The sequence below is a fragment of the Pseudomonas sp. GW821-FHT07F01 genome (assembly GCF_059418825.1).
In genome coordinates this window covers 1-21172 of record NZ_JBWKQO010000010.1, presented here as the reverse complement: position 1 = coordinate 21172, position 21172 = coordinate 1, and the positions used below count along the sequence as shown (strand labels likewise).

22 protein-coding genes are annotated in these 21172 nt (G+C 65.0%); 5 read left to right on the top strand and 17 right to left on the bottom strand.

Going from position 1 to position 21172, the window contains the following annotated elements; translation table 11 throughout:
* Positions 1-11: 11 nt before the first annotated feature.
* The 12 genes from AC07R1_RS30085 to AC07R1_RS30030 form a co-directional block, all read right to left on the bottom strand.
* Positions 12-623 carry a nucleotidyltransferase family protein gene (locus AC07R1_RS30085; RefSeq protein ID WP_065363417.1) on the bottom strand — a complete coding sequence of 204 codons (612 nt, stop codon included), beginning with the start codon at positions 621-623 and terminating at the stop codon, positions 12-14.
* Entirely contained in the window at positions 620-1615 is a 996-nt protein-coding gene (locus tag AC07R1_RS30080) for an XdhC family protein (protein ID WP_019092974.1), read from the bottom strand. Before AC07R1_RS30080 ends, AC07R1_RS30085 begins: the two co-directional genes overlap by 4 nt.
* Positions 1615-3930 carry a xanthine dehydrogenase family protein molybdopterin-binding subunit gene (locus AC07R1_RS30075; protein ID WP_072451642.1) on the bottom strand — a complete coding sequence of 772 codons (2316 nt, stop codon included), beginning with the start codon at positions 3928-3930 and terminating at the stop codon, positions 1615-1617. Before AC07R1_RS30075 ends, AC07R1_RS30080 begins: the two co-directional genes overlap by 1 nt.
* Positions 3927-4397, bottom strand: coding sequence for a (2Fe-2S)-binding protein (locus AC07R1_RS30070; RefSeq protein ID WP_011060107.1), 471 nt, complete (start codon positions 4395-4397; stop codon positions 3927-3929). Before AC07R1_RS30070 ends, AC07R1_RS30075 begins: the two co-directional genes overlap by 4 nt.
* A gap of 242 nt (positions 4398-4639) precedes the next feature.
* Positions 4640-5659 carry a UDP-N-acetylmuramate dehydrogenase gene (gene murB / locus AC07R1_RS30065; protein WP_404674015.1) on the bottom strand — a complete coding sequence of 340 codons (1020 nt, stop codon included), beginning with the start codon at positions 5657-5659 and terminating at the stop codon, positions 4640-4642.
* The gene (locus tag AC07R1_RS30060; protein ID WP_041116777.1) at positions 5656-6120 is read right to left on the bottom strand and encodes a low molecular weight protein-tyrosine-phosphatase; all 465 of its coding nucleotides are present in this window, start codon (positions 6118-6120) and stop codon (positions 5656-5658) included. The genes murB and AC07R1_RS30060 overlap by 4 nt, the downstream gene beginning before the upstream one ends.
* Positions 6120-6884, bottom strand: coding sequence for a 3-deoxy-manno-octulosonate cytidylyltransferase (gene kdsB / locus AC07R1_RS30055; RefSeq protein WP_011060104.1), 765 nt, complete (start codon positions 6882-6884; stop codon positions 6120-6122). Before kdsB ends, AC07R1_RS30060 begins: the two co-directional genes overlap by 1 nt.
* Positions 6881-7066: a Trm112 family protein gene (locus tag AC07R1_RS30050; RefSeq protein ID WP_011060103.1), complete on the bottom strand. Its 186-nt coding sequence runs from the start codon at positions 7064-7066 to the stop codon at positions 6881-6883. The genes kdsB and AC07R1_RS30050 overlap by 4 nt, the downstream gene beginning before the upstream one ends.
* 24 nt (positions 7067-7090) lie before the next feature.
* Positions 7091-8101, bottom strand: a complete 1011-nt coding sequence (lpxK, locus tag AC07R1_RS30045; RefSeq protein ID WP_495111229.1) for a tetraacyldisaccharide 4'-kinase — start codon at positions 8099-8101, stop codon at positions 7091-7093.
* Entirely contained in the window at positions 8101-8529 is a 429-nt protein-coding gene (locus AC07R1_RS30040) for an ExbD/TolR family protein (protein WP_495111228.1), read from the bottom strand. The genes lpxK and AC07R1_RS30040 overlap by 1 nt, the downstream gene beginning before the upstream one ends.
* Entirely contained in the window at positions 8526-9161 is a 636-nt protein-coding gene (locus AC07R1_RS30035; protein WP_011060100.1) for a MotA/TolQ/ExbB proton channel family protein, read from the bottom strand. The genes AC07R1_RS30040 and AC07R1_RS30035 overlap by 4 nt, the downstream gene beginning before the upstream one ends.
* Before the next feature lie 102 nt (positions 9162-9263).
* Entirely contained in the window at positions 9264-11495 is a 2232-nt protein-coding gene (locus AC07R1_RS30030) for a DNA internalization-related competence protein ComEC/Rec2 (RefSeq protein ID WP_495111227.1), read from the bottom strand.
* 139 nt (positions 11496-11634) lie between these two features.
* Between AC07R1_RS30030 and AC07R1_RS30025 the strand changes: the two genes are divergently transcribed.
* Positions 11635-12150: a DUF2062 domain-containing protein gene (locus tag AC07R1_RS30025; protein WP_015634695.1), complete on the top strand. Its 516-nt coding sequence runs from the start codon at positions 11635-11637 to the stop codon at positions 12148-12150.
* A 53-nt stretch (positions 12151-12203) separates the two neighbouring features.
* Here AC07R1_RS30025 and AC07R1_RS30020 read toward each other — a convergent pair whose 3' ends face one another.
* The 4 genes from AC07R1_RS30020 to AC07R1_RS30005 all read right to left on the bottom strand — a co-directional run bounded on the left by AC07R1_RS30020 (position 12204) and on the right by AC07R1_RS30005 (position 15370).
* Positions 12204-12983, bottom strand: a complete 780-nt coding sequence (locus AC07R1_RS30020; protein WP_011060097.1) for an ABC transporter permease — start codon at positions 12981-12983, stop codon at positions 12204-12206.
* Positions 12980-13912 (bottom strand): ABC transporter ATP-binding protein, encoded by a 933-nt coding sequence (locus tag AC07R1_RS30015; RefSeq protein ID WP_011060096.1) that lies wholly within the window; start codon positions 13910-13912, stop codon positions 12980-12982. The genes AC07R1_RS30020 and AC07R1_RS30015 overlap by 4 nt, the downstream gene beginning before the upstream one ends.
* Positions 13913-14044: 132 nt before the next feature.
* Positions 14045-14668, bottom strand: a complete 624-nt coding sequence (locus tag AC07R1_RS30010) for a glutathione S-transferase family protein (protein WP_011060095.1) — start codon at positions 14666-14668, stop codon at positions 14045-14047.
* Between the two features lie 42 nt (positions 14669-14710).
* Positions 14711-15370, bottom strand: coding sequence for a transglutaminase-like domain-containing protein (locus AC07R1_RS30005; RefSeq protein WP_011060094.1), 660 nt, complete (start codon positions 15368-15370; stop codon positions 14711-14713).
* Between the two features lie 214 nt (positions 15371-15584).
* On the opposite strand from AC07R1_RS30005, the gene AC07R1_RS30000 reads away from it, so the two are divergent.
* On the top strand, positions 15585-18032 hold the full coding sequence (locus tag AC07R1_RS30000) for an acyl-CoA dehydrogenase (RefSeq protein ID WP_495111226.1): 2448 nt from the start codon (positions 15585-15587) through the stop codon (positions 18030-18032).
* An 86-nt stretch (positions 18033-18118) separates the two neighbouring features.
* Positions 18119-18526, top strand: a complete 408-nt coding sequence (locus tag AC07R1_RS29995; RefSeq protein ID WP_011060092.1) for a PA2817 family protein — start codon at positions 18119-18121, stop codon at positions 18524-18526.
* Positions 18527-18632: 106 nt separating this feature from the next.
* Here AC07R1_RS29995 and AC07R1_RS29990 read toward each other — a convergent pair whose 3' ends face one another.
* Positions 18633-19586, bottom strand: coding sequence for a LysR family transcriptional regulator (locus AC07R1_RS29990; RefSeq protein ID WP_495111225.1), 954 nt, complete (start codon positions 19584-19586; stop codon positions 18633-18635).
* An 89-nt stretch (positions 19587-19675) separates the two neighbouring features.
* On the opposite strand from AC07R1_RS29990, the gene AC07R1_RS29985 reads away from it, so the two are divergent.
* On the top strand, positions 19676-20302 hold the full coding sequence (locus AC07R1_RS29985) for an alanyl-tRNA editing protein (protein WP_015634691.1): 627 nt from the start codon (positions 19676-19678) through the stop codon (positions 20300-20302).
* Between the two features lie 41 nt (positions 20303-20343).
* The gene (locus AC07R1_RS29980; RefSeq protein ID WP_015634690.1) at positions 20344-20976 is read left to right on the top strand and encodes a LysE family translocator; all 633 of its coding nucleotides are present in this window, start codon (positions 20344-20346) and stop codon (positions 20974-20976) included.
* Positions 20977-21172: the final 196 nt, after the last annotated feature.

Here is a 21172-nt window from a genome sequence, read left to right as displayed (position 1 = left end):
GCGGGGCTTTTTTATACCTGGAGCACCTGACAATCCGGAAACAGCAACGCCTGCGGAACGTCCACATCCCAGGTCACCCCCGGATCCGTCACCGGAACTTCCACCACCCGCCCCGAAGCGAACAGCGGCCGGGCTCCCCGATCACCAGACAGGCCCTGCAACGCTGCGCCATAAGACCGGCCAAAGCCCACCGGATGACCCAACTCATCCCCCAGCCGCGGCACGCTGATGCCCTCCTCGGTCATTGCCTCCATCACCCGACTGGCGGTGGCGGGCAGGATAAAGGGCATGTCCCCCAGCCAGACCATCCAGCCATGAGCATCGGCGCAGGCAGCCACTGCCGCGGCCAGGCTATGCCCCATGCCCACGGACTCCAGCACCAGTACCTGACAACCGTAGGCACGCGCCAGATCCACCACCTGGGGTCGATCCGCCGTGGTCACCAGTACTCGCTGGGCAACGTCCACCGGCAGGCTCACCAGCACCTGCTCCAGCACCGGCCGCTGCACCCCGTCACGCCCGCGGCAGGGCGCCAACAGCTTGTCCTGCCCGGCCCCGGCCACCTGGCGAAAACGCCTGCCCTGCCCCGCCGCCAGGATGATCGCGCAAGGCTTGCGGCTCACCTCACCGTCTCCGCCACTCGCACCGGGAGCTTCTTCTGCAGCGGTTCGACGCCATTTTTCAGCGCGACGATTTCCGCCAGCAACGACAAGGCAATCTCCGCCGGCGTATGGCTGCCGATGGGCAATCCGACCGGCCCGTGCAAGCGCTCGATGGCCTGCGCCGAAAGACCCAGCAGCGCCAGATTGTCCCTGCGTTTCTGGCTGTTGGCCCGGGAACCCAGGGCGCCGACGTAAAATGCCCGGGAGTCGAGCGCCGTCAGCAGCGCCATGTCATCCAGGCGCGGATCATGGGTCAGGGCCACCACCGCCGTGCGCTCGTCGGGCTCGATGCTCAGCACCGCATCGTCGGGCATCCCGGCGACAAAACGTCCATCCTGCCCCTCCCAGCCATGCACGAACTCCTGGCGCGGATCGCAGATCAGCACTTCGAAATCCAGCAAGCGGGCCATCTGCGCCACATAGCGCGACAACTGCCCGGCGCCGATCAGCAGCAAGCGCCAGCGCGGTCCGTAGATCGCCCGCAGGGTGACCCCGTCAAACGCCAATTCATCGCCGCGGTTCGCCGTCTTGAGCAGCACCTGGCCGGTGCCCAGGTTCAGCTCCCGGGCCACGATCTGGTGTGCCTCGCAGCGCTGGAGCAATTCGGCGACCCAGGCCGGGTCGCCAACCCGCTCTTCGGTGAGGCGCAAGGTGCCGCCACAGGGCAGGCCGAATCGCGCCGCTTCCTCCAGGGTCACGCCGTAGGTCACCAGTTGCACCGGCGGCCCGTGGCGAGACAGGCGCCCATCGCCCTGGCGGCTGATCAGGTCATCCTCGATACAGCCTCCGGACACCGAGCCGATCACCACCCCGTCGTCGCGCAAGGCCAGCATGGCGCCGGGTGGCCGCGGCGCGCTGCCCCAGGTCTGCACCACGCTGTACAGCAGCACGCCGCGCCCGGCGCGCCGCCATTCCAGGACACTGCGCAGGACATTCAGGTCGACGCTGTCCATCAGGCGCTCGCCTGCTGCCAGCCCTGCAACTGGTAGCGCACCGGCAGGTTGCGTATGCGCTTGCCGGTGGCGGCGAAGATCGCGTTGCACAGGGCCGGCGCAATCGGCGGCACACCGGGCTCTCCCACCCCGCCCAGGGGCACGTCCCCCGGCGGCGTCACCAGGTGCACCTGCACCTGTTTCGGCGCCAGGGACATGCGCGCCACTTCGTACATATGGAAATTGTCCTGCTGGACCTTGCCCTCCTTGAAGCTGATCTCCCCCAGCACCGCATTGCCCAGGCCCATGACGCAGGCCCCTTCGAATTGCGAGCGGATACGCTCGGGGTTGATCTGCGGGCCGCAATCCACGGCGATATCGGCCTGATGCACGATCAGCGTGCCATCGTCCTTCACCTCCACCTCGATCACCGCCGCCACATAGGTCACGAAGCTGTAGTGCACGGCCAGCCCTAGACCGCGCCCCTTGGGCAGCGAGCGCCCCCAGCCGGCCGCCTTGGCTGCGGTTTCCAGCACCGTGCGCAGGCGCCCGGTATCAATGGGGTAGCGCTCGGGGGATTCGCCGTAGTTCCACTCCTCGCTCAGGGTTCGGGGGTCGATCTGACGATCCGGCCCCAGCAGCTTGAGCTGGTACTGCAGCGGATCCTGGCCGGCCTTGTGGGCCAGTTCGTCGACAAAACTCTGGATCGCGAAGCCATGGGGAATGTTCGACACCGAACGGTACCAGCCGACCCGGGTATGGGCCGCGGCCTCGGGGTTTTCCAGGCGCACGTTGGGAATCGCGTAGGCCATGTTGGTAAAGCCCATGCCCAGCTCGAAGGCGCCTTCGTGATTCATCCCCGGGGCGAACAGCGCGGTGATGCTCGGCGCCACGGTGCGGTGCAGCCAGGCCGCCGGCAGGCCGTCCTTGTTCAGCCCGGCCTTGAGGTATTCCGCCGACACGGTATGGAAGTAGGAGTTGTGGATATCGTCCTCGCGGGTCCACTGCACCCGCACCGCCTTGCCGGGAAAGGCCTTGGCCAGGATCGCCGCCTCCAGGATGAAGTCGGGCTTGGACTTGCGCCCGAAGCCGCCGCCCAGCAGCGTGACGTTCACCGTGACCTGCTCGAAGCCGATCCCCAGGCGTTCGGCGATTCGCTCGCGGGTCACCTGTGGCGCCTGGCTCGGTGCCCACGCCTCGCAGCGACCGTCCTGGAATCGCGCCACGGCCACCATCGGCTCCATCGGCGCCTGGGCCAGGTGCGGCAGGTAATAGCTGGCCTCCAGGCTGCTCTCGGCGCCCTTCAGGGCCTCATCCAGGTTGCCGGTACTGCGCACCACCTTGCCCGGTTGCCGCGCCGCCGCCTCCAGTTGCTTGCGGTATTGGATGGAGTCGTAGCCAGCGTTGGCACCATCCTCCCACTCGATCCTCAAGGCATCGCGGCCCTTGATCGCCGCCCAGGTGTTGCTCGCCACCACAGCCACGCCGCCCAGGGGCTGGAACTCCGAAGGCAAGGGGCGGCTGTCGATGGGCACGACCTTGATCACCCCCGGTACCTTCAAGGCTGCGCTGTCATCCACCGACTTGACCTTGCCGCCATACACCCGGGGCCGCGCCACCGCCGCGAACAGCATGCCGTCGAAATGCACATCGGCGCCGTACACCGCACGGCCGTTGACGATGTCCTGGCCATCGATGGCCCGGGTGGCCTCCTTGCCGATGTAGCGGAACTCCCCGGGCTGCTTCAGGCGCAGGCTATCCCGGGCAGGCACCGCCAGGGCGCCTGCCGCAGCGGCCAGGGCGCCATAGCCCAGCTCACGCCCGGTGGGCTGGTGAACCACCTTGTGCAACTGCGCCCGACACTGCGCCAATGGCACCTGCCACTGCGCAGCGGCGGCCTGTTCCAGCATGGTCCGCGCAGCCGCGCCACAGCGGCGCATGGGCTCGTACCAATGACGCATGCTGCGCGAGCCGTCGGTGTCCTGGTTGCCGAAACGCACCTCGTCACCCGGTGCCTGGCGAACCTTGACCTGCGCCCAGTCGGCGTCCAGTTCATCGGCCACCACCATGCTCAGGCTGGTGCGCACGCCCTGGCCCATCTCCGAGCGATTGCAGATCACCGTGACGCTGCCGTCGCTGGCAATGCTCACGTAGACCTTGGGGTCATCGACCCAGCCGTGGGGCATGCCGTCGGCACCGAATTTCTTGTCCTCGGCAAAGGCCTCCTGCCAGCCCCAGCTCGCAGCCAGCACCAGGGCCCCGGTGGCCCCCACACCTTTGAGAAAGCCCCGGCGGCTGAGGTTGCTCAGGGCAAAATCCTGCGGTAGGCGGTTCATGCCTTGGCCTCCTGCAGATGGCTGGAAGCCTGTCGGATCGCGGTCTTGATCCGGTTGTAAGTACCGCAGCGGCAGATATTGCCGAGCATCGCCTCTTCGATCTGCTCGTCGCTGGGGTTGGGGTGGACCTTGAGCAAGGCAGTGGCCGACATGATCTGCCCGCCCTGGCAGTAACCGCACTGGGCCACCGCCGTATCCAGCCAGGCCTGCTGCACCACCTGCCCTACCGGGTCGGTATGCAGGTTGTCGATGGTGCTGACGTTCTTGCCCTGCACCGAGCCTATCGGCGTGATGCAACTGCGCGCCGGGTCGCCGTCGATATGAATCGTACAGGCGCCGCACAGGCCCATGCCGCAGCCGAACTTGGTGCCGTTGTAGCCCGCCACGTCGCGGATAGCCCACAGCAGCGGCATGTCCTCGGTGACGTCCAGTTGATGATCTTGACCGTTGAGCTTCAGGGTAATCATGGGCACGCCCGCATTTTCTGAGTGATGGGGTCGAGTCATCCGCCGTGCAGTACCGCGGCTGCGGTGCACGCAGATCGGCTCAGGCTAATCGGGCTCTCTTGTGAAGACAGGCTTCACCGGGCCTTTGGGAACAGCAGAAAGCTGATTCTTAGCCTGCTAAGTTAAGCCGCAATTAACAAAAAAGCCTTGCCCGAACGTCAGCCAGGCAAGGCTTTTTGCTATCCACCGCAAGCCGGCTCTCGCTAATAGAGGTTGGGCTCCATCTCCAGCTCGACACTGAAACGCTCGGCGATATCGCGCTGGATCCGCCGCGCCAGTTCCAGCAACTGCAGGCCGCTGGCGCCGCCATAGTTGACCAGCACCAGCGATTGCAAGCGATGGACCCCGGCATCCGCCTCGCGAAAGCCCTTCCAGCCCGCCTGTTCGATCAGCCAACCGGCCGCCAGCTTCACCTGCCCATCGGCCTGGGGGTAACCCACCAGCCCCGGATACGACTGCTTGATCTGCGCCGCCAGTGCCGCCGGCACCACCGGGTTCTTGAAGAAGCTGCCGGCATTGCCCAGCACGGCAGGGTCCGGGAGCTTCTCGCTGCGGATGCTGCAGATCGCCCGGCTGACATCGCTGGCCGTCGGCTGTTCGATGCCCTGCTCGCTCAGGCGCTGGCGCACCGGACCGTATTCCAGGTGCAGGTGATCGACACGGTTCAGGGCAAAGCGCACCCGCAGGATCAACCAGCGACCGGCCTGATGCTTGAACAGGCTGTCGCGGTACGCGAACTGACACTGCGCCAGGTCGAATTCCCGCAGCTCGCCGGTCTGCCGATCGAGGGCGGTCAGGCCGGCGAACACGTCCTTGATCTCCACCCCATAGGCGCCGATGTTCTGCATCGGTGCGGCGCCGACGGTGCCGGGAATCAGGCTCAGGTTCTCCAGCCCGGACAGGCCCTGCTCCAGGGTCCACTGGACAAAGGGATGCCAGGTTTCCCCGGCCTCGGCCTCGACCACCACCCGCTGCCCGTCATCGCTGAGCAGGCGAATGCCACGAGTTGCCATGCGCAGCACCAGGGCCTGGATATCCGCCGTCAGCAGCAGGTTGCTGCCGCCGCCGATCACCAGCAGCGGCAACTGGTGGGTAGCGCAATAGGCCAGGGCCTCGCGTACCTCGTCGTCGCTATGGGCCTGGGCAAACCACTTCGCCTTGACCTCGACCCCGAAGCTGTTGAACGGCTTGAGGGACACATCGGCCTGAATGTCCAGGGTCATAGCCGCCCCTTCAATTCGACCACTAGCCGGTCGCAGGCATCCTCGATCAGGTCCAGCACCTGCTCGAAACCCTGCTCGCCGTCGTAGTACGGATCCGGCACTTCATCCAGCGCCCCCTCGTAGCGACGCAGGAACAGGTCCAGCTCGGCCTTGCCCCGGGCCGGTTGCAGGGCCTTGAGGTTGCGCAGGTTGCTCTGGTCCATGGCGAAGATCAGGTCATAGGCAGCGAAATCGGCGCTGCCGACCTGCTGCGCCCGTTGTGCCGACAGGTCGTAGCCGCGCCGCAAGGCAGCCTGCTGGCTGCGCTTGTCCGGGGCCTTGCCGATGTGCCAGTCGCTGGTGCCCGCAGAGGCGACCTGCACCTGGTCACCCAGGCCGGCCTCGTGCAACTTGCGGCGCAGCACGCCTTCGGCGGTGGGCGAGCGGCAGATATTGCCCAGGCAGACGAACAGAACCCGCATCAGGCCTCCAGCAGGCGCCGAACGCGCTCAAGGTCTTCGGCGGTATCGACGCCGGTAGGCGGTGCTTCCAGGGCGTCGGCCACGTGGATCCGCACGCCATGCCACAGGGCACGCAGTTGCTCCAGGGATTCGGTGTTTTCCAGCCAGCACGGGCCCCAACTGACGAAGTCGTGAAGAAAGCCGGCGCGGTAGGCATAGATGCCGATGTGACGGCGATAAGGCACGCCTTCGGGCAGTTGCTCACGACTCTGGGCAAAGGCATCCCGGGCCCAGGGCAAGGTGGCGCGACTGAAGGTCAGGGCCAGGCCGTTGAGGTCGCTGACCACCTTGACCACATTGGGGTTGAACAGGGTCTGCACGTCCTCGATCGGCTCGGCCAGGGTGGCCATGCGCGCTTCGGTGTGGGCTGCCAGGTTGGCCGCTACCTGATCGATCACCGACGGCGGGATCAACGGCTCGTCGCCTTGTACGTTGACCACGATCGCATCCGCGGCCAGGCCCAGCTGGGCGGCGACTTCCGCCAGCCGGTCGGTGCCGGAGTTGTGATCTTCCCGAGTCAGCAGCGCCTCGGCGCCAAAGCCCTGGCAGGCCTCGACGATGCGCTGATCATCGGTGGCCACCACGACCCGCTCGGCGCTGCTCTTGCGCGCCTGTTCCCAGACCCACTGGATCATCGGCTTGCCGGCGATCAGTTGCAGCGGCTTGCCTGGCAGGCGAGTGGAGGCGTAGCGCGCCGGGATGACAACGGTGAAGGCGCTGCTCATTTGTCCAGGCGCTCTTCGGTGGTCAGGGTGCGCGCCTCGCTTTCCAGCATCACCGGGATGCCATCGCGAATCGGATAGGCAAGGCCCGCGCCCTTGCTGATCAGCTCGGTCTTGTCGGCGCTGAGTTTGAGGGGGCCTTTGCAGATCGGGCAGGCGAGGATGTCGAGCAGTTTGGTGTCCATGAGGATTCCCTGGATAAAAGCGAATTAAGGCAGCAGACGATCAGGCAGCAGGCGCATCAACTGGGTGTCGAACCAGGCGACGAAGGCCGGCGAAGGCTGGGCATCGACCGCCAGGTACCACCAGTCGTCTGCCGCGAAAGCCCGGCACTTGACCGCATCTTTCTCGGTCATGACCAGCGGCAATGACGGGGTGAAGGTCAAGGCCTGCGCACTGTATTGAGCGTGATCGGCAAATGCATGGGGAACAGGCCGCCAGTGTAGCGTTTCAAGGGTGTTGAAGAAACGCTGGGGATTGCCGATGCCCGCCACCGCATGCAGCGCCTGGCCGGGGGCGAAATGCTCCAGCGCACGGCGCTCGCCACTGCGCAGGTTGACCAGCATCGAGGGCTTGAGATGAAAGGCGAACCCCTCGTCACGGTCATCAACTGCGCCGTTGTAGAGCACCGCGTCGACGCTCTGCAAACGCTCCGCCGGCTCGCGCAGCGGCCCGGCAGGCAGACAGCGGCGGTTGCCCAGGCCGCGGGCGGCATCGATCAGTACCAGCTCCAGGTCACGGGCCAGGCGGTAGTGCTGCAGGCCGTCGTCGGAGAGGATCAGGTCCAGCGGCTCGGCGGCCAGCAGGGCCTGTACCGCGCGGCCGCGATCCGGGTCGATCATCAGCGGCACGCCGCAGCGCTGGACGATCAGCAGCGGCTCATCACCGGCCACCGCGGCGCAATCTTCGGCGCTGACGCGCCAGGGCAGTTGCGCCGGCTTGGCCCCGTAGCCGCGGCTGACCACCCCGACCCGCAACCCGAGGCGCTGGCAGTGCTCCACCAGCCACAGGATCAACGGCGTCTTGCCGGTGCCGCCGACGGTGATGTTGCCCACCACGATCAGCGGCACAGGTGGTTGATAGATCGCCCCCTCACCGGCAAGAAAGCGCTGGCGCTTGCCCGTCACCACTCGGCGATACAGGCATTCCAGGGGGCGCAGCAGTTTCAGCGCGGGGTGGCCGTTGTACCAGGCATTGAGCAGGCGATCGGAAAGTGCCATCAGGGTGCCGGGTCCGCCTCGACGGTGGTCATGCGCAGGTGGCTGAAACCGAGCTTGCCGGCTGCATCCATGGCAGTGATCACCGCTTGATGCTGGGTCTTGCCGTCGGCGCTGATGGACAGCGGCAGGTTGGTGTCGCCCGCCGACTCCTTCTGCAGGGCCTCGATCAAGGTCTCCAGGTCATTTTTGGGCAAGACCTGGTTGTTCACCGAAAACACGCCGTCGGCGCTGATGGCGATATCCACTTGCTTGACCTGCTGGTCTTCGGCCGGCGAGCCGCTGACCGCTTCCGGCAGATCGACCCGCAGTTGGGTCTCCCGGGTAAAGGTGGTGGTGACGACGAAAAACAGCAGCAGGATGAACACCACGTCGATCAACGACGCGAGATTGATGTCCACGGTTTCCCGGGGTTTGCGACGGAATTTCACGCTTTGCCCTCAGCCAGGTCGACATCGCGGTCGCCCTGGATCACTTCCACCAGCTTGATCGCTTCCTGCTCCATGCCCACCACCAGTTCATCGACCCGGCGTTGCAGGAAGCGGTGGAAGAACACCGAGGGAATGCCCACCATCAGGCCGGCGGCGGTGGTGATCAGGGCTTTGGAAATACCGCCTGCGAGGATGTGCGCGTTGGTGGTCATGCCCGAGCCCATGAACGAACTGAAGATGTCGATCATGCCCAGCACGGTGCCCAGCAGCCCCAGCAGCGGTGCCATGGCGGCAATGGTGCCGAGGGCGTTGAGGTAGCGTTCCAGCTCATGGATGACCCGGGCGGCAGCCTCTTCGATGCATTCCTTCATGATCTCGCGGCCATGCTTGGAGTTGGCCAGGCCCGCCGCCAGAATCTCGCCCAGGGGCGAATCGGCGCGCAGTTCCTTAAGCTTTTCCTTGTTCAGCTGCTTGTCCTTGATCCAGCGCCAGACCTGCCCCAGCAGGTGGGGCGGGGTGACACGGCTGGCCCGCAGGGTCCACAGACGCTCGGCAATGATGCCCACGGCAGCAATGGAACTCAGAATGATCGGCAACATCATCCAGCCGCCGGATTTGACCAATTCCCACACAGTGACAGCCCCCTCGAAAAAGTGCGCCACTCTAACATAGGGGCCGGACGCACCGAAGACCGTGATGTCGCATGCTCACAGGCTTTAATAACCCACGGTTATTTAAGGCATTGCGGGCGGCTCACGCCAGAATCGCCGCTGCTCGCGAAGCCCATGCGCCGCCCCGAAGGCCCCCAGTTGCAGCCTCAGAGCGCCCTGTTCGGCACTGTCATAAATTGCCATGTCCAGGCGCCGATAGCGTGCCAGCACTTGAGGATGGGGGTGGCCGAAGGCATTGCCCCGCCCACGGGAAATCAGCACCGCGTCGGGGGCCAGCCGTTGCAGCAAGGCCATGGATGAAGAGGTGCGGCTGCCGTGATGGGGTGCCTGCAGCCAGTGGGTCCGCACCGCCAGCGGGCTGTCGAGCAAGGCTCGCTCGGCACGGGCGTCGATGTCCCCGGTGAGCAGCAGGCGCTCGCCGGCAGCCTCGACCTGGAGCACGCACGAAGCCTGATTGCCGTCGGTCGCCGCCGCCCATTGCCACTGGCGAAAGCGCACGCCATTCCACACCCAGCTCAGCCCACTGTCGCAAGGCCTTGCCTGCAGGCCCGCGGGCAAGGCTTCGGGCTGGCCTCCGCGGACCTCGCCCACGGGCATTGCGCGCTGCACCGCCTGGGCGCCACCGGCATGGTCGTTGTCGGCATGGCTGAGCAGCATCAGGTCCAGCCGCCGGATGCCGAGCCTGTGCAGGGTCGGCACTACCACTCGCTCTCCCAGGTCGAATTCGGCGACCCGCGCGCCAGCGTCATACAGCAGGGCGTGATCACGGGTACGCAGGATGAATGACAGGCCCTGCCCCACATCCAGCTGCCAGACCTCCACCTCACCTTCGGGCACGCGCGCCAGGGGTGGCCAGACCGCCAGGAGCAACAGCGGCCAACCCAGAACCCGCATGGGCACGCCCCTGGGCAACAGCAGCAACAGGCAGCCCAGAGCATTCATGCCCCATAGCCACAGAGGGATCTGCGGCGGCACCCAGGCCGGCCACCCACCGGCAATCAATCCGAGCAAGCGGAACAACCCGTCCAGCAATCCACCGACCAGCCACAACAGGCCCTCACCCACATGAGGCACCGGCAGCAGCAGGCTGCCGAGCAAAGCCGGCGGCAACACCAGAAAGCTGATCCAGGGCACCGCCAGCAAATTGGCCAGCGGCCCGCTGAGGCTGATAGGCAGCCCCAGAGCCAGCAACGGCGGCAGCAGGCCAATGGCGATCAACCATTGGGCCCGGGTCCAGCCCTGCCACCAGCTCCACGCCCCCAGGCGCCCGGCAAAGATCAAGATCAGGATTGCCACTGCGGCAAAGGACAGCCAGAACCCCGCCTGCAAGCTGGCCAGCGGCTCGGCCAGCAACACCGCATTCAACGCCAGCAGCAGGGGCCAGCCGGCCCGCAGATGGCGAAAGCGCATGCGCCAGAGCAGTACCAGGGCGACCATCACACAGGCGCGCTGCACTGGCACATCGAACCCCGCCAGCAGGCCGTAGCCCAGGGCGCCGAGCCAGGCCAGGGCACAGGCCCAGGGCAACCACGGCAAGCGCTCGGGCCAGAGACCATGGCGGGCCAGCCCGGCCACCGCGAAATAGATCACCCCAGCCAGCAGGCTGATGTGCTGCCCGGAAATCACCATCAGGTGGACGGTGCCGGTGTCCTGCAACAGCTGCCAGTCTTGCCGCGTCAGGCCGGAACCGTCGCCCATCACCAGCGCCGCCAGCCCCGCACCGCGCCCCTGTGCCTCGACCTCTAGCAAGCGCTGGCGCAATCCTTGCCGCCAGGCCTTCGGGGCCGGTGCCAGTAACTGCCCGGCCTTGACCGTGCCGGTGGCGCCGATACGGCGCGCCAGCAGCCAGGCCTGGTAATCGAAGCCCTGGGGATTCAACAATCCCATCGGCTGGCGAAGCTTGACCGCCAGCCGCCAGCGCTCGCCACTCTTGAGCGCCGGGCCCTCACGCCAGGCCAGCCGCATGCGCCGGGGCAGCCGCTCACGGCGGGCCTGGGCATCTTCCAGCTCGAAACGCACCACGCCGCCCGCCTGCTCCGGCAGGCCGCTCACCCGCCCCTCCAGCCAGCGGGTCTGTGACTCCAGGCGCGGCGCCAGGCGATCATCAAGGGCCGACTGCGCGGAGACACAGGCCCAGGTGAAACCGAACAGGAAAAATGCCACTGGATGTGTACGAAACGGCAACAGCATCAAGGCCAGTATCGCCATACACAGCAGCAGCCAGCCTGGGGGCAAGGCCGGCATGAAACCCAGCGCCAGCAGCCCCGCAGCCAGCGCCAGCATTGCGCTACGCATCCGCCCGCCCCTCCTTGGGAGTTCATACTCTTGGCTTAGTCGAGGATGGGCAGCGCGGCTTTATCATTTGTCACAATGTCTGAATTTTCGCCGACTAGAATCCGGTCATAATCGTCGCCTGACCCGACCGAGAAGCCTTATGCCCCGGCGCTTATTCAAACGTTACATGCCAGATCCGACCAGCATCCGGGAACACAAGTCCTTACGCTTTCTCGGCACCCTGCTGCATGACGCCAACCTCTGGCACCTCAATCGACACTCGGTGGCCCGGGCCATGGCCGTGGGCCTGTTCGCCGCCTTTATTCCCATTCCAATGCAGATGTTGCTGGCTGCGGTACTGGCCATCTGGCTGCGCGGCAATATGCCCATCAGTGTCAGCCTGGTCTGGTTGACCAACCCCATCACCATGCCGCCGGTGTTCTTCTGCACCTACCAACTGGGGGCCTGGCTGATGAACGTGCCGCCGCGCACCCTGCCCGACGAGCTGACCTGGGAGTGGATCAGCAGCCAGCTGGCAACCCTGTGGCAACCCTTCCTCCTCGGCTCGGTGGTGGCCGGGCTGGTGCTGGGGGCCACTGCCTATTGCCTGACCATGCTCTATTGGCGCTGGTGGGTCGCGCGCCAATGGTCCAGGCGCAAGCAGCAACGGCAGTGACCAACGAAAACGGCCTCCCGAGGGAGGCCGCTTGCATGACGCACTAAAGGCATTTACTGACGCATGCCGCGCCCGCTCACCAGCAGCCGTGCGCAACCGATATACAGCACCAGGGTGGCCACCAGCATGAAGGTAATGGCGATGCTGATCTTGATGTCCGACACCCCGAGGATGCCGAAACGGAAGGCGTTGACCATGTGCAGCACCGGGTTGGCCAGGGACACCGTCTGCCAGAACGGCGGCAGCAGGTTGATCGAGTAGAACACCCCGCCCAGGTAGGTCAGGGGCGTCAGCACGAAGGTCGGGATGATCGAGATATCGTCGAAGTTGCGTGCAAAGACTGCGTTGATGAAGCCCAGCAGCGAGAAGATGGTCGCGGTCAGCACTACCACCAGCACCGTGATGCCCAGGTGGTGCACCTGCAGCGTGGTGAAGAACAGCGACAGCAGCGTCACGATGACCCCCACCATCAGCCCCCGCAGCACCCCGCCCAAGGTGTAGCCGATGAGAATGGTATGGGGCGACAACGGCGAGACCATCAACTCCTCGATGGAGCGCTGGAACTTGCTGCCGAAGAAGCTCGATACCACGTTGCCGTAGGAGTTGGTGATCACCGACATCATGATCAGCCCCGGGACGATGTACTCCATGTAGGTGAAACCACCCATGTCGCCGATCTGCCGGCCGATCAGGTTACCGAAGATGACGAAGTACAGGACCATGGTGATGGCCGGGGGCAGCAGGGTCTGCGGCCAGATCCGGGTGAAGCGCCGGACTTCGCGATAGACAATGGTGTTGAGCGCCACCAGGTTGGGTTTGAACTCCGAACTCATACCGCCACCTTCGACAGATTCTTCTCCACCAGGGACACGAACAACTCCTCAAGACGGTTGGTTTTGTTACGCAGGCTCAGCACCTCGATGTTCTGCAGGGCCAGTTGGCCGAACAGCGCGGTGATGCCCACGGCCTTGTCCACCTGGACCTCCAGGGTATGGCTGTCCACCAGCCGGGTCGGATAGCCGGCCAGTTGCGGCGCCACGCTCAGGTCGTTCTTCAGGTCGAGGAGGAAAGTCTCCACATGCAGCTGGCTGAGCAACTGGCGCATGCTGGTGTTCTCGACGATGGTGCCGTGGTCGATGATGCCGATGTTGCGGCACAGCTGCTCAGCCTCTTCCAGGTAGTGGGTGGTGAGGATGATGGTGATGCCTTTCTGGTTGAGCTCGGTAAGAAAGCTCCACATGGAACGGCGCAGCTCGATATCGACCCCGGCGGTAGGTTCGTCAAGGATCAACAGGCGCGGTTCATGCACCAGCGCGCGGGCGATCATCAGGCGCCGCTTCATGCCACCGGACAGGGAACGCGAAGGCACATCGCGCTTGTCCCACAGGCCGAGCTGGGTCAGGTACTGCTCGGCGCGCTGCTTGGCGATCTTCGCCGGAATGCCGTAGTAGCCGGCCTGGGTCACGACGATGTCGAAGGTTTTCTCGAACTGGTTGAAGTTGAATTCCTGCGGCACCACGCCGATGCAACGCTTGAGCGCCGCCGGCTCACGATCCAGGTCGTGGCCGAAGACGCTCACCGTACCGCTGGTCTTGTTCACCAGGGTCGAGAGAATGCCGATGGTGGTGGATTTGCCGGCCCCGTTAGGGCCGAGCAGGGCGAAAAAGTCACCTTCGGCGACATCCAGATCGATACCACTCAGGGCCTGGAAACCGTTGCCGTAGGTTTTGGTTAGCTGCCGGATGGACAGAGCGGAACTCATATCGGATTCATGCACCAAGAAGGGGGAATTTTATAAGTAAGGGCGGCCCGAGCCGATTGCAACGACGCCGGACGCCCGCCATGTTGCGTGCCTGCGTCGTGCAAGTACAGTCACCCGTATCGATAGTGGGTATTAAGTCAACGCGGTCATCACGGCCTGGCGATAGGCCGGGCGCTGTTTCAAGCGCTCATACCAGGCTTGCAGATGGGGCATGGAAGGACGCTCGATGGGCATCTCGAACCAAGCGTAGATGAAACTGCCGAGAGGAATGTCGCCCACGCCGATCTCCTGCCCGGACAGGTAAGGCTGCTCGCCCAGGGCCTGATCGACCCGCGCCAGCAGCTCGGCACACGTGGCCTTGGCGGCGTTGATCTGCGCCCAGTCCTGCTGCTCGGCCGGGGTGCGCAATACGCCCCAGAACAGATGCCGGAAGGGTTCAGCGAAGGTCGAGGTGGTCCAGTCCATCCACTTCTCGGCGCTGGCCCGCAGTTGCACGTCGGCCGGGTACCAGTGGCTATCGGCGGCGTAGCGCGCAGCCAGGTAGCGCACGATGGTATTGGACTCCCAGAGCACGAAGTCGCCGTCTTCAATCAGTGGAATCCGGCCATTGGGGTTCAGCGCCCGGTACGCCGGGGTGTCCACCACCCCAAAGGCGCCGCCGGCGTCCAGGGACTCATAGGCGAGCCCCAGTTCCTGCGCGCACCAGAGTGCCTTCCTGACATTCGACGAGTTCTTGCGACCCCAGATCTTCAGCATGACCATCCCTCAGTAATGAATGCCGGGGCAGTCTACGCCTGATCAGCCGCGACTCAAATCGCCGCGCAGGTCTGCCAGCACTTGCGGCTGCTGCGCGTCGAACAGGTGCGGGTAGCATTTTTCCAGGTGGCCGAAAAACAGCTCCTGCGGCACGTCGGCAAACTGCCCGTGGTCCACCAGGTACTCCATCGACTGTTCGCCCTGGCGATTGAAAGGCTGGAAAACGCTGTCCTCCAGGCCGTCGAAATCCAGCGGCGCCACATCGAACATTTCACACAATTGCCGGTTGAACGCCGGCGTGGCCTTGACCCAACGACCCTGCAGATAGAACTCGGTGTAGCCGTGCATGGCGAACACATCGCTGCGCAGCAGCTCCAGCAGCCTGGGTGTGGACAGGTGATTGCGCACATCGGCCAGGCCGATGCGCGCCGGTATCCCGCAATGCCGGGCACAACCGGCGAGCAAGGTGGCCTTGGGCACGCAATAGCTCTCGCCGGTGGCCAGGGCATGGCTGCCGCGCAAGGTCTGGGGATCACGGCTGAAACTGTAGAAGTTGTAGCGTACGGCCTCGCGCACCGCGTAATAGAGGCTGACGGCCTGCTGTCGGGGATCGCGGCTGGCACCGCGATGAGTTTCGGCGAACTCCACCACCGCCGGGTGGTCACTATCGATGAAGCGGCTGGGACGCAGGTACTCGTGCATGGGCATGACCTCCGAGAGGAAGCCTGAGTCTATCGAGGCGTCCGCCCCAGTGATAACGACGTATCGGCCAAAGATCATGGCCCCCACGATCAACCGGGCCCGGCCCGCAAGATACAGACTTGCGCTGCACCCGCACTGCCCTGCTCACCCGCGCTGTCGAAGGCCGACTACGCTCTGAGGGTGATTTCACCCCTGGTTTCACGGAGGATTGAATATGCTGTTGTTGTGGATACTGGTTCTGGTGCTCGCAGTGGCCTACCTGGCCCATCGCCGTACCGCCCCCCTGCCCGCCCTGGGCGTGGTCGCCATCTACCTCTTGGCCATGGGCGCCTTTAGCCGCGCCCCCGGCTGGCTGCTGCTGATTTTCTGGGTGCTGCTGGCAGCGGTCGCCGCCCCTCTGCTGCTGCCCGATCTGCGGCGCAAGTATTTCAGTGCGCCGCTGTTCAGCTGGTTCCAGAAGGTTCTGCCGCCGATGTCCCAGACCGAGCGCGATGCCATCGATGCCGGCACCGTCTGGTGGGACGGCGAGCTGTTCAGTGGCCGCCCCGACTGGAATACCTTGCTGGCCTACCCCAAGGCCCAGTTGACCGAAGAAGAGCAGGCGTTCATCGACGGCCCGACCGAGGAGCTGTGCGCCATGGTCAGCGACTGGCAGATCGGCCAGCACATGGACCTGCCGGCCGAAGCCTGGGCCCACATCAAGGAGCACGGTTTCTTTGCCCTGATCATTCCCAAGGAGTTCGGCGGCAAGGGCTTCTCGGCCTACGCCCACTCCCAGGTGGCCATGAAGCTGGCCACCCGCAGCGGCGACCTGGCCTCCACCGTGATGGTGCCCAACTCCCTGGGCCCGGCCGAACTGCTGCTGCACTACGGCACCGACGAACAGCGCAATCACTACCTGCCGCGGCTGGCCCGGGGCGACGACATTCCCTGCTTCGCCCTCACCGGCCCCCTGGCCGGCTCCGATGCAGGGGCCATGCCCGACACCGGGATCATCTGCAAAGGCCAATGGCAGGGTGAAGAAACCCTGGGCCTGCGCCTGAACTGGGAAAAGCGCTACATCACCCTGGGCCCGGTGGCCACCCTGCTGGGCCTGGCCTTCAAGGCCCACGACCCGGACCACCTGCTGGGCGACCAGGAAGACCTGGGCATCAGCCTGGCACTGATCCCCACCGACACCCCCGGGGTGGATATCGGCCGCCGCCACCTGCCCCTGGGCGCGGCCTTCATGAACGGCCCAAACTCCGGCAAGGACGTGTTCATTCCCCTGGACTTCCTCATCGGCGGCCAGGAAATGCTCGGCAAGGGCTGGATGATGCTGATGAATTGCCTGTCCGTGGGCCGTTCGATCTCCCTGCCCGCGGTGGGCACCGGCGCCGCCAAATTCACCAGCCTGGTGACCGGCCAGTACGCCCAGGTGCGGGAGCAGTTCAACGTGCCCCTCGCCGCCTTCGAGGGCATCCAGGAGGCTCTGGCCCGCCTCGGCGGCAATGCCTGGCTGATGGACAGTGCACGCATGCTCACTGCCAACGCCGTGGACCTGGGGGAAAAACCCTCGGTGCTGTCGGCGATCCTCAAGTACCACCTCACCGAGCGCGGCCGCGAGTGCATCAGCCACGCCATGGACGTGCACGGCGGCAAGGGCATCATCATGGGCCCCAACAACTACCTGGGCCGCAGCTGGCAAGGAGCGCCGATCTTCATCACCGTGGAAGGCGCCAACATCCTTTCGCGCAACCTGATGATCTTCGGCCAGGGGGCAATCCGCTGCCATCCGTTCGTGCTCAAGGAAATGGCCCTGGCCGGTCGCGAAGACCACGACCAGGCGCTGCAGGAGTTCGACGCCATGCTGCTCAAGCACATAGGTTTCGCCGTGAGCAACGCCGCCAGCACCCTGGTGCTGAACCTCGGCCTGGGCCACTTCGAACACGTTCCGGGAGACAAGGTCAGCCAGGGCTATTTCCGTGCCCTGAACCGCCAGGCCGCGGCCTTCGCCCTGCTGGCGGACTTCTCGATGATGCTGCTGGGGGGCGAACTCAAACGCCGCGAGCGCCTTTCCGCCCGCCTGGGGGATGTGCTCAGCCACCTGTACCTGGCGTCGGCAGCGCTCAAGCGCTACCACGACCTGGACTCCCCGGAATACCTGCGCCCCCTGCTCGCCTGGGCCATGGAAGAGAGCCTCGGGCATTCCGAACGGGCCCTGGACGAGTTGCTCAGCAACTTCCCCAACCGGGTGTTCGGTTGCGTGCTGCGGGTGCTGGTGTTCCCCTTCGGCCGTCGCCATACCGGGCCATCGGACCAGCTGGATGCCGAAGTGGCGGCGATCATCGGTCGTGCCCAGGGCGATCCGGCCCTGGAAGCGGTGCTTGCCGGCTGCTACCGCCCGCAATCCAAGGACGACCCGGTGGGCGCCCTGCAACATGCCAGCACCCTGCTGAGCGCCGTGCACCCGTTGCACAAGAAGCTCCACGAAGCGCTGAAAAGCGGCCAGGTCAAACCGGCTGCCGGCGAATCGGCCATCGACGCGGCGCTGGAAGCCGGCGTGCTGCAGGCCGCCGAGGCCCAGAGCCTGCACGAGGCCGAGGCGGCGCGGCGCAAGGTCATCGATGTGGATGATTTTGCCAAGGAGGAGCTGACCCTGAGCGAAGGCAAGACCCGCTAGACGGCCGCCTTCGGGGCAGGTCGATTATGAAACCGGGCGCGGGAGCTATATACTCCCGCGCCCGTTTTGCTCTTGAGGACCCTGTCATGTCCAACATCGTCGCCGATCATCTCGTCCTGCTGGACCACCTGCGCAGCATCCTGGTCGCCGTAGGTGAAGCCGAACAGGTGCCCGAGGAAAGCCACGCGCTGTTCCTCGAGCGCTTCGACGAACTGCGCGCCTCGCTGCCGATCGACCCGATCGAAAGCCAGTACTTGGGCCAGGACCTGCTGTGCCAGATCATGCAGCGCTACCCGCAGATCGCCCACCTGGTGCCTCGTGACCTGCTGTGGTTCTTCGCCGGTGACTGCCTGCACTACATGCCCGATGAAGAAATCGACCTGTACCAGGCCCTGGAAGAGCGCCGTTTCGAAGCCGAGCAGAACGACGAGCCCTTCGACTGGAACCAGGAAAAGCAGCTGCTGGCGCTTTCTGCCCAGGACAGCAAGCACTGATCACTGCACCCGGCGCAGCCAAGGCCCGCACGGTTCGCCCGGCGGGCCTTTTTCATGGGCGCCTTTTAGCGCCGGCCTGTCAGAGAATTCGCTGGCAAGCCAGCTCCTACAGCGGGCGTTCCGCTTTGCCCGGGCGGTTGAGGGTCGGCTCCTTGGCCAGGCACTCCACCAGGTAGTCGATGAAAACCCGCAACTTGGGCGGCAGGTAACGGGTCGGTGAATGCAGCAGCCAGGCACCGCCGTGGTAGGAGGCCAGGAAGGTCCACTCCGGCAGCACCTGGACGATCAGCCCCTGCTCCAGGGCATGGCGCGCGGTGAAGTACGGCAGGCTGCCGATCCCCAGGTGTTGCAGCACCGCATCCAGGCGCACCCCGGTGTGGTTGGCCGCATAGCGCCCGCGCACCCCCACCGTGACCGCCTTGCTGCCCTGGGTGAACTTCCAGCGCGCATCGCTGGGGGTCTCGCCCAGGTAGATGCAACTGTGCTGGCGCAGGTCCTGGGGATGGGCCGGCGTACCGTGCTCGGCCAGGTACTGCGAGGTGGCGCAGAGCAGGTGATCGATGCGCAACAGCTGGCGACCGATCAACCCGGGCGGCGGGCGATCGGTGATGCGGATCGCCAGGTCGACGTTGTCGTCGATCAGGTCGACATCGCGGTCCTCATGCAGCAGTTCCACATCGACCTGGGGATAGCGCCGCAGAAACTCCGGCATGTGCGGGTGCACCACGAAACGCCCCACCGCCTTGGGCACGCTGACCCGCACCACGCCTTCGGCTTCGTGGGTGAACTGGCCGCTGACCTCCATCACCGAACGGGCCGCACTGACCATTTCACTGCAACGCTTGAACACCTCTTCGCCACCGTCGCTCAAGCGCAACTTGCGTGTGGTGCGCTGCAACAACCGGGTGGCCAGGGCCTTTTCCAGGCGCGAGATGCTGCGGCTGACCGCCGAAGGCGAGGAGCCCAGCTGGCGTGCCGCCTCGGAGAAGCTGCCGGTCTCCACGACCCTGACGAAAATGGCCATTTCTGCCAGCAAAGGCAGGGGTAGATTTATGCTCATGACGCAATAGTCCATTGAGTTTCGAACGGATTATCACGCAATCGCCCAGGCAGCATAATAAAAAAACACTGAATTCCAGGGTTAGAGAAATGACGCGGCGCCTGTATTACGACAATGACCAGTTACTGACCTCCGTCGAGGTCCTGAGCTGCATCCCCCACGAACAGCAATTCGCGGTCACCCTCAACGCCACGCCCTTCCACCCCCAGGGTGGCGGCCAGCCCAGCGATACCGGCTGGATCGGCCAGGCCGCCGTTCTGCGGGTGGCCCAGGAAGGCGAGCAGATCGTGCATTACCTGGACCAGCCGCTGGAGCCGGGCATTTTCGAGGCCCGGGTCGATGAGGCCGCGCGCCTGTTCAACAGCCGCATGCACTCCGCCGGGCACCTGATCGGCCACTTCGTGCAAAGCCAGGGCTGGATACCGATCAAGGCCCATCACTGGCCAGGTGAAGGCCGGGTGTCGTTCAAACCGGCAGAGCAGCCCCGGGAGATCGACGGCGCCAGCGTGCAGGACGCGATTGCGCAGTGGATAGAGGCCGACCTGGAACGGCATAGCACAATGGCGGACGGTTCGCGCCAGATCAGCTTTGGCCAACTGCCGGCCTATGGTTGCGGCGGCACCCACGTCAGCCACCTGCAGCAACTGGGCGCGGTGCTCATCACCGCGGTCTCACTCAAGAAAGGCACCCTTTCGGTCAGCTACAGCCTCGACTGAAAACGGCCTGCCACTCAATCATCCTGCTTTGCGGAGTCCGCATGCTGTCCAACTATCTTGGCGAGTTCCTCGCCCTGGCCCTGGTTCACTTTCTCGCGGTGGTCGCTCCCGGGCCGGATTTTGCCGTGACCATCCGCCAGAGCGTGCGCTTTGGCCGCATGACAGGGGTCTGTACCGCCCTAGGCATCGGCGCCGGCATCTCGGTGCACGTGCTCTACACCCTGCTGGGGGTGGGCGCCCTGATGCACGCTACGCCCTGGTTGCTGAGCGCGGCCAAGCTGCTGGGCGGCGCCTACATTCTGTACTTGGGTATCAGTTTGCTGCGCAGCAAGGCCAAGACCAGCCTTCCCGGCGAGGCGCCCACCGATGAGCCCCAACAGACCTTGCTGCGAGCCTTTACCACGGGGTTTCTGACCAATGCCACCAACCCCAAGGCGACCCTGTTTTTCCTGGCGATCTTCACCACCCTGGTCAGCGCCACCACCCCACTGAGCATCCAGGCCCTATATGGCGCCTGGATGTGCCTGGTGAATGCGCTGTGGTTCGTGATCGTCGCGCTGTTCTTCTCCAGCTCTCGGGTGCGCTTGCTGTTCATGCGCCTGGGGCACTGGTTCGAGCGCTGCATGGGGCTGATCCTGCTGCTGTTCGCCGGGCGGTTGCTGCTGTCGCTGTAGGCAAGGCAAACGACAAAGGCCCGCGCAGGTGTACTGGCGGGCCTTTTTTCTGGGCACTGGCTGCAGTGTTGAATCGCAGGCAAACAAAAACGCCGCTCAATGAGCGGCGTTCTTGTGAATTTGGAGCGGGAAACGAGACTCGAACTCGCGACCCCGACCTTGGCAAGGTCGTGCTCTACCAACTGAGCTATTCCCG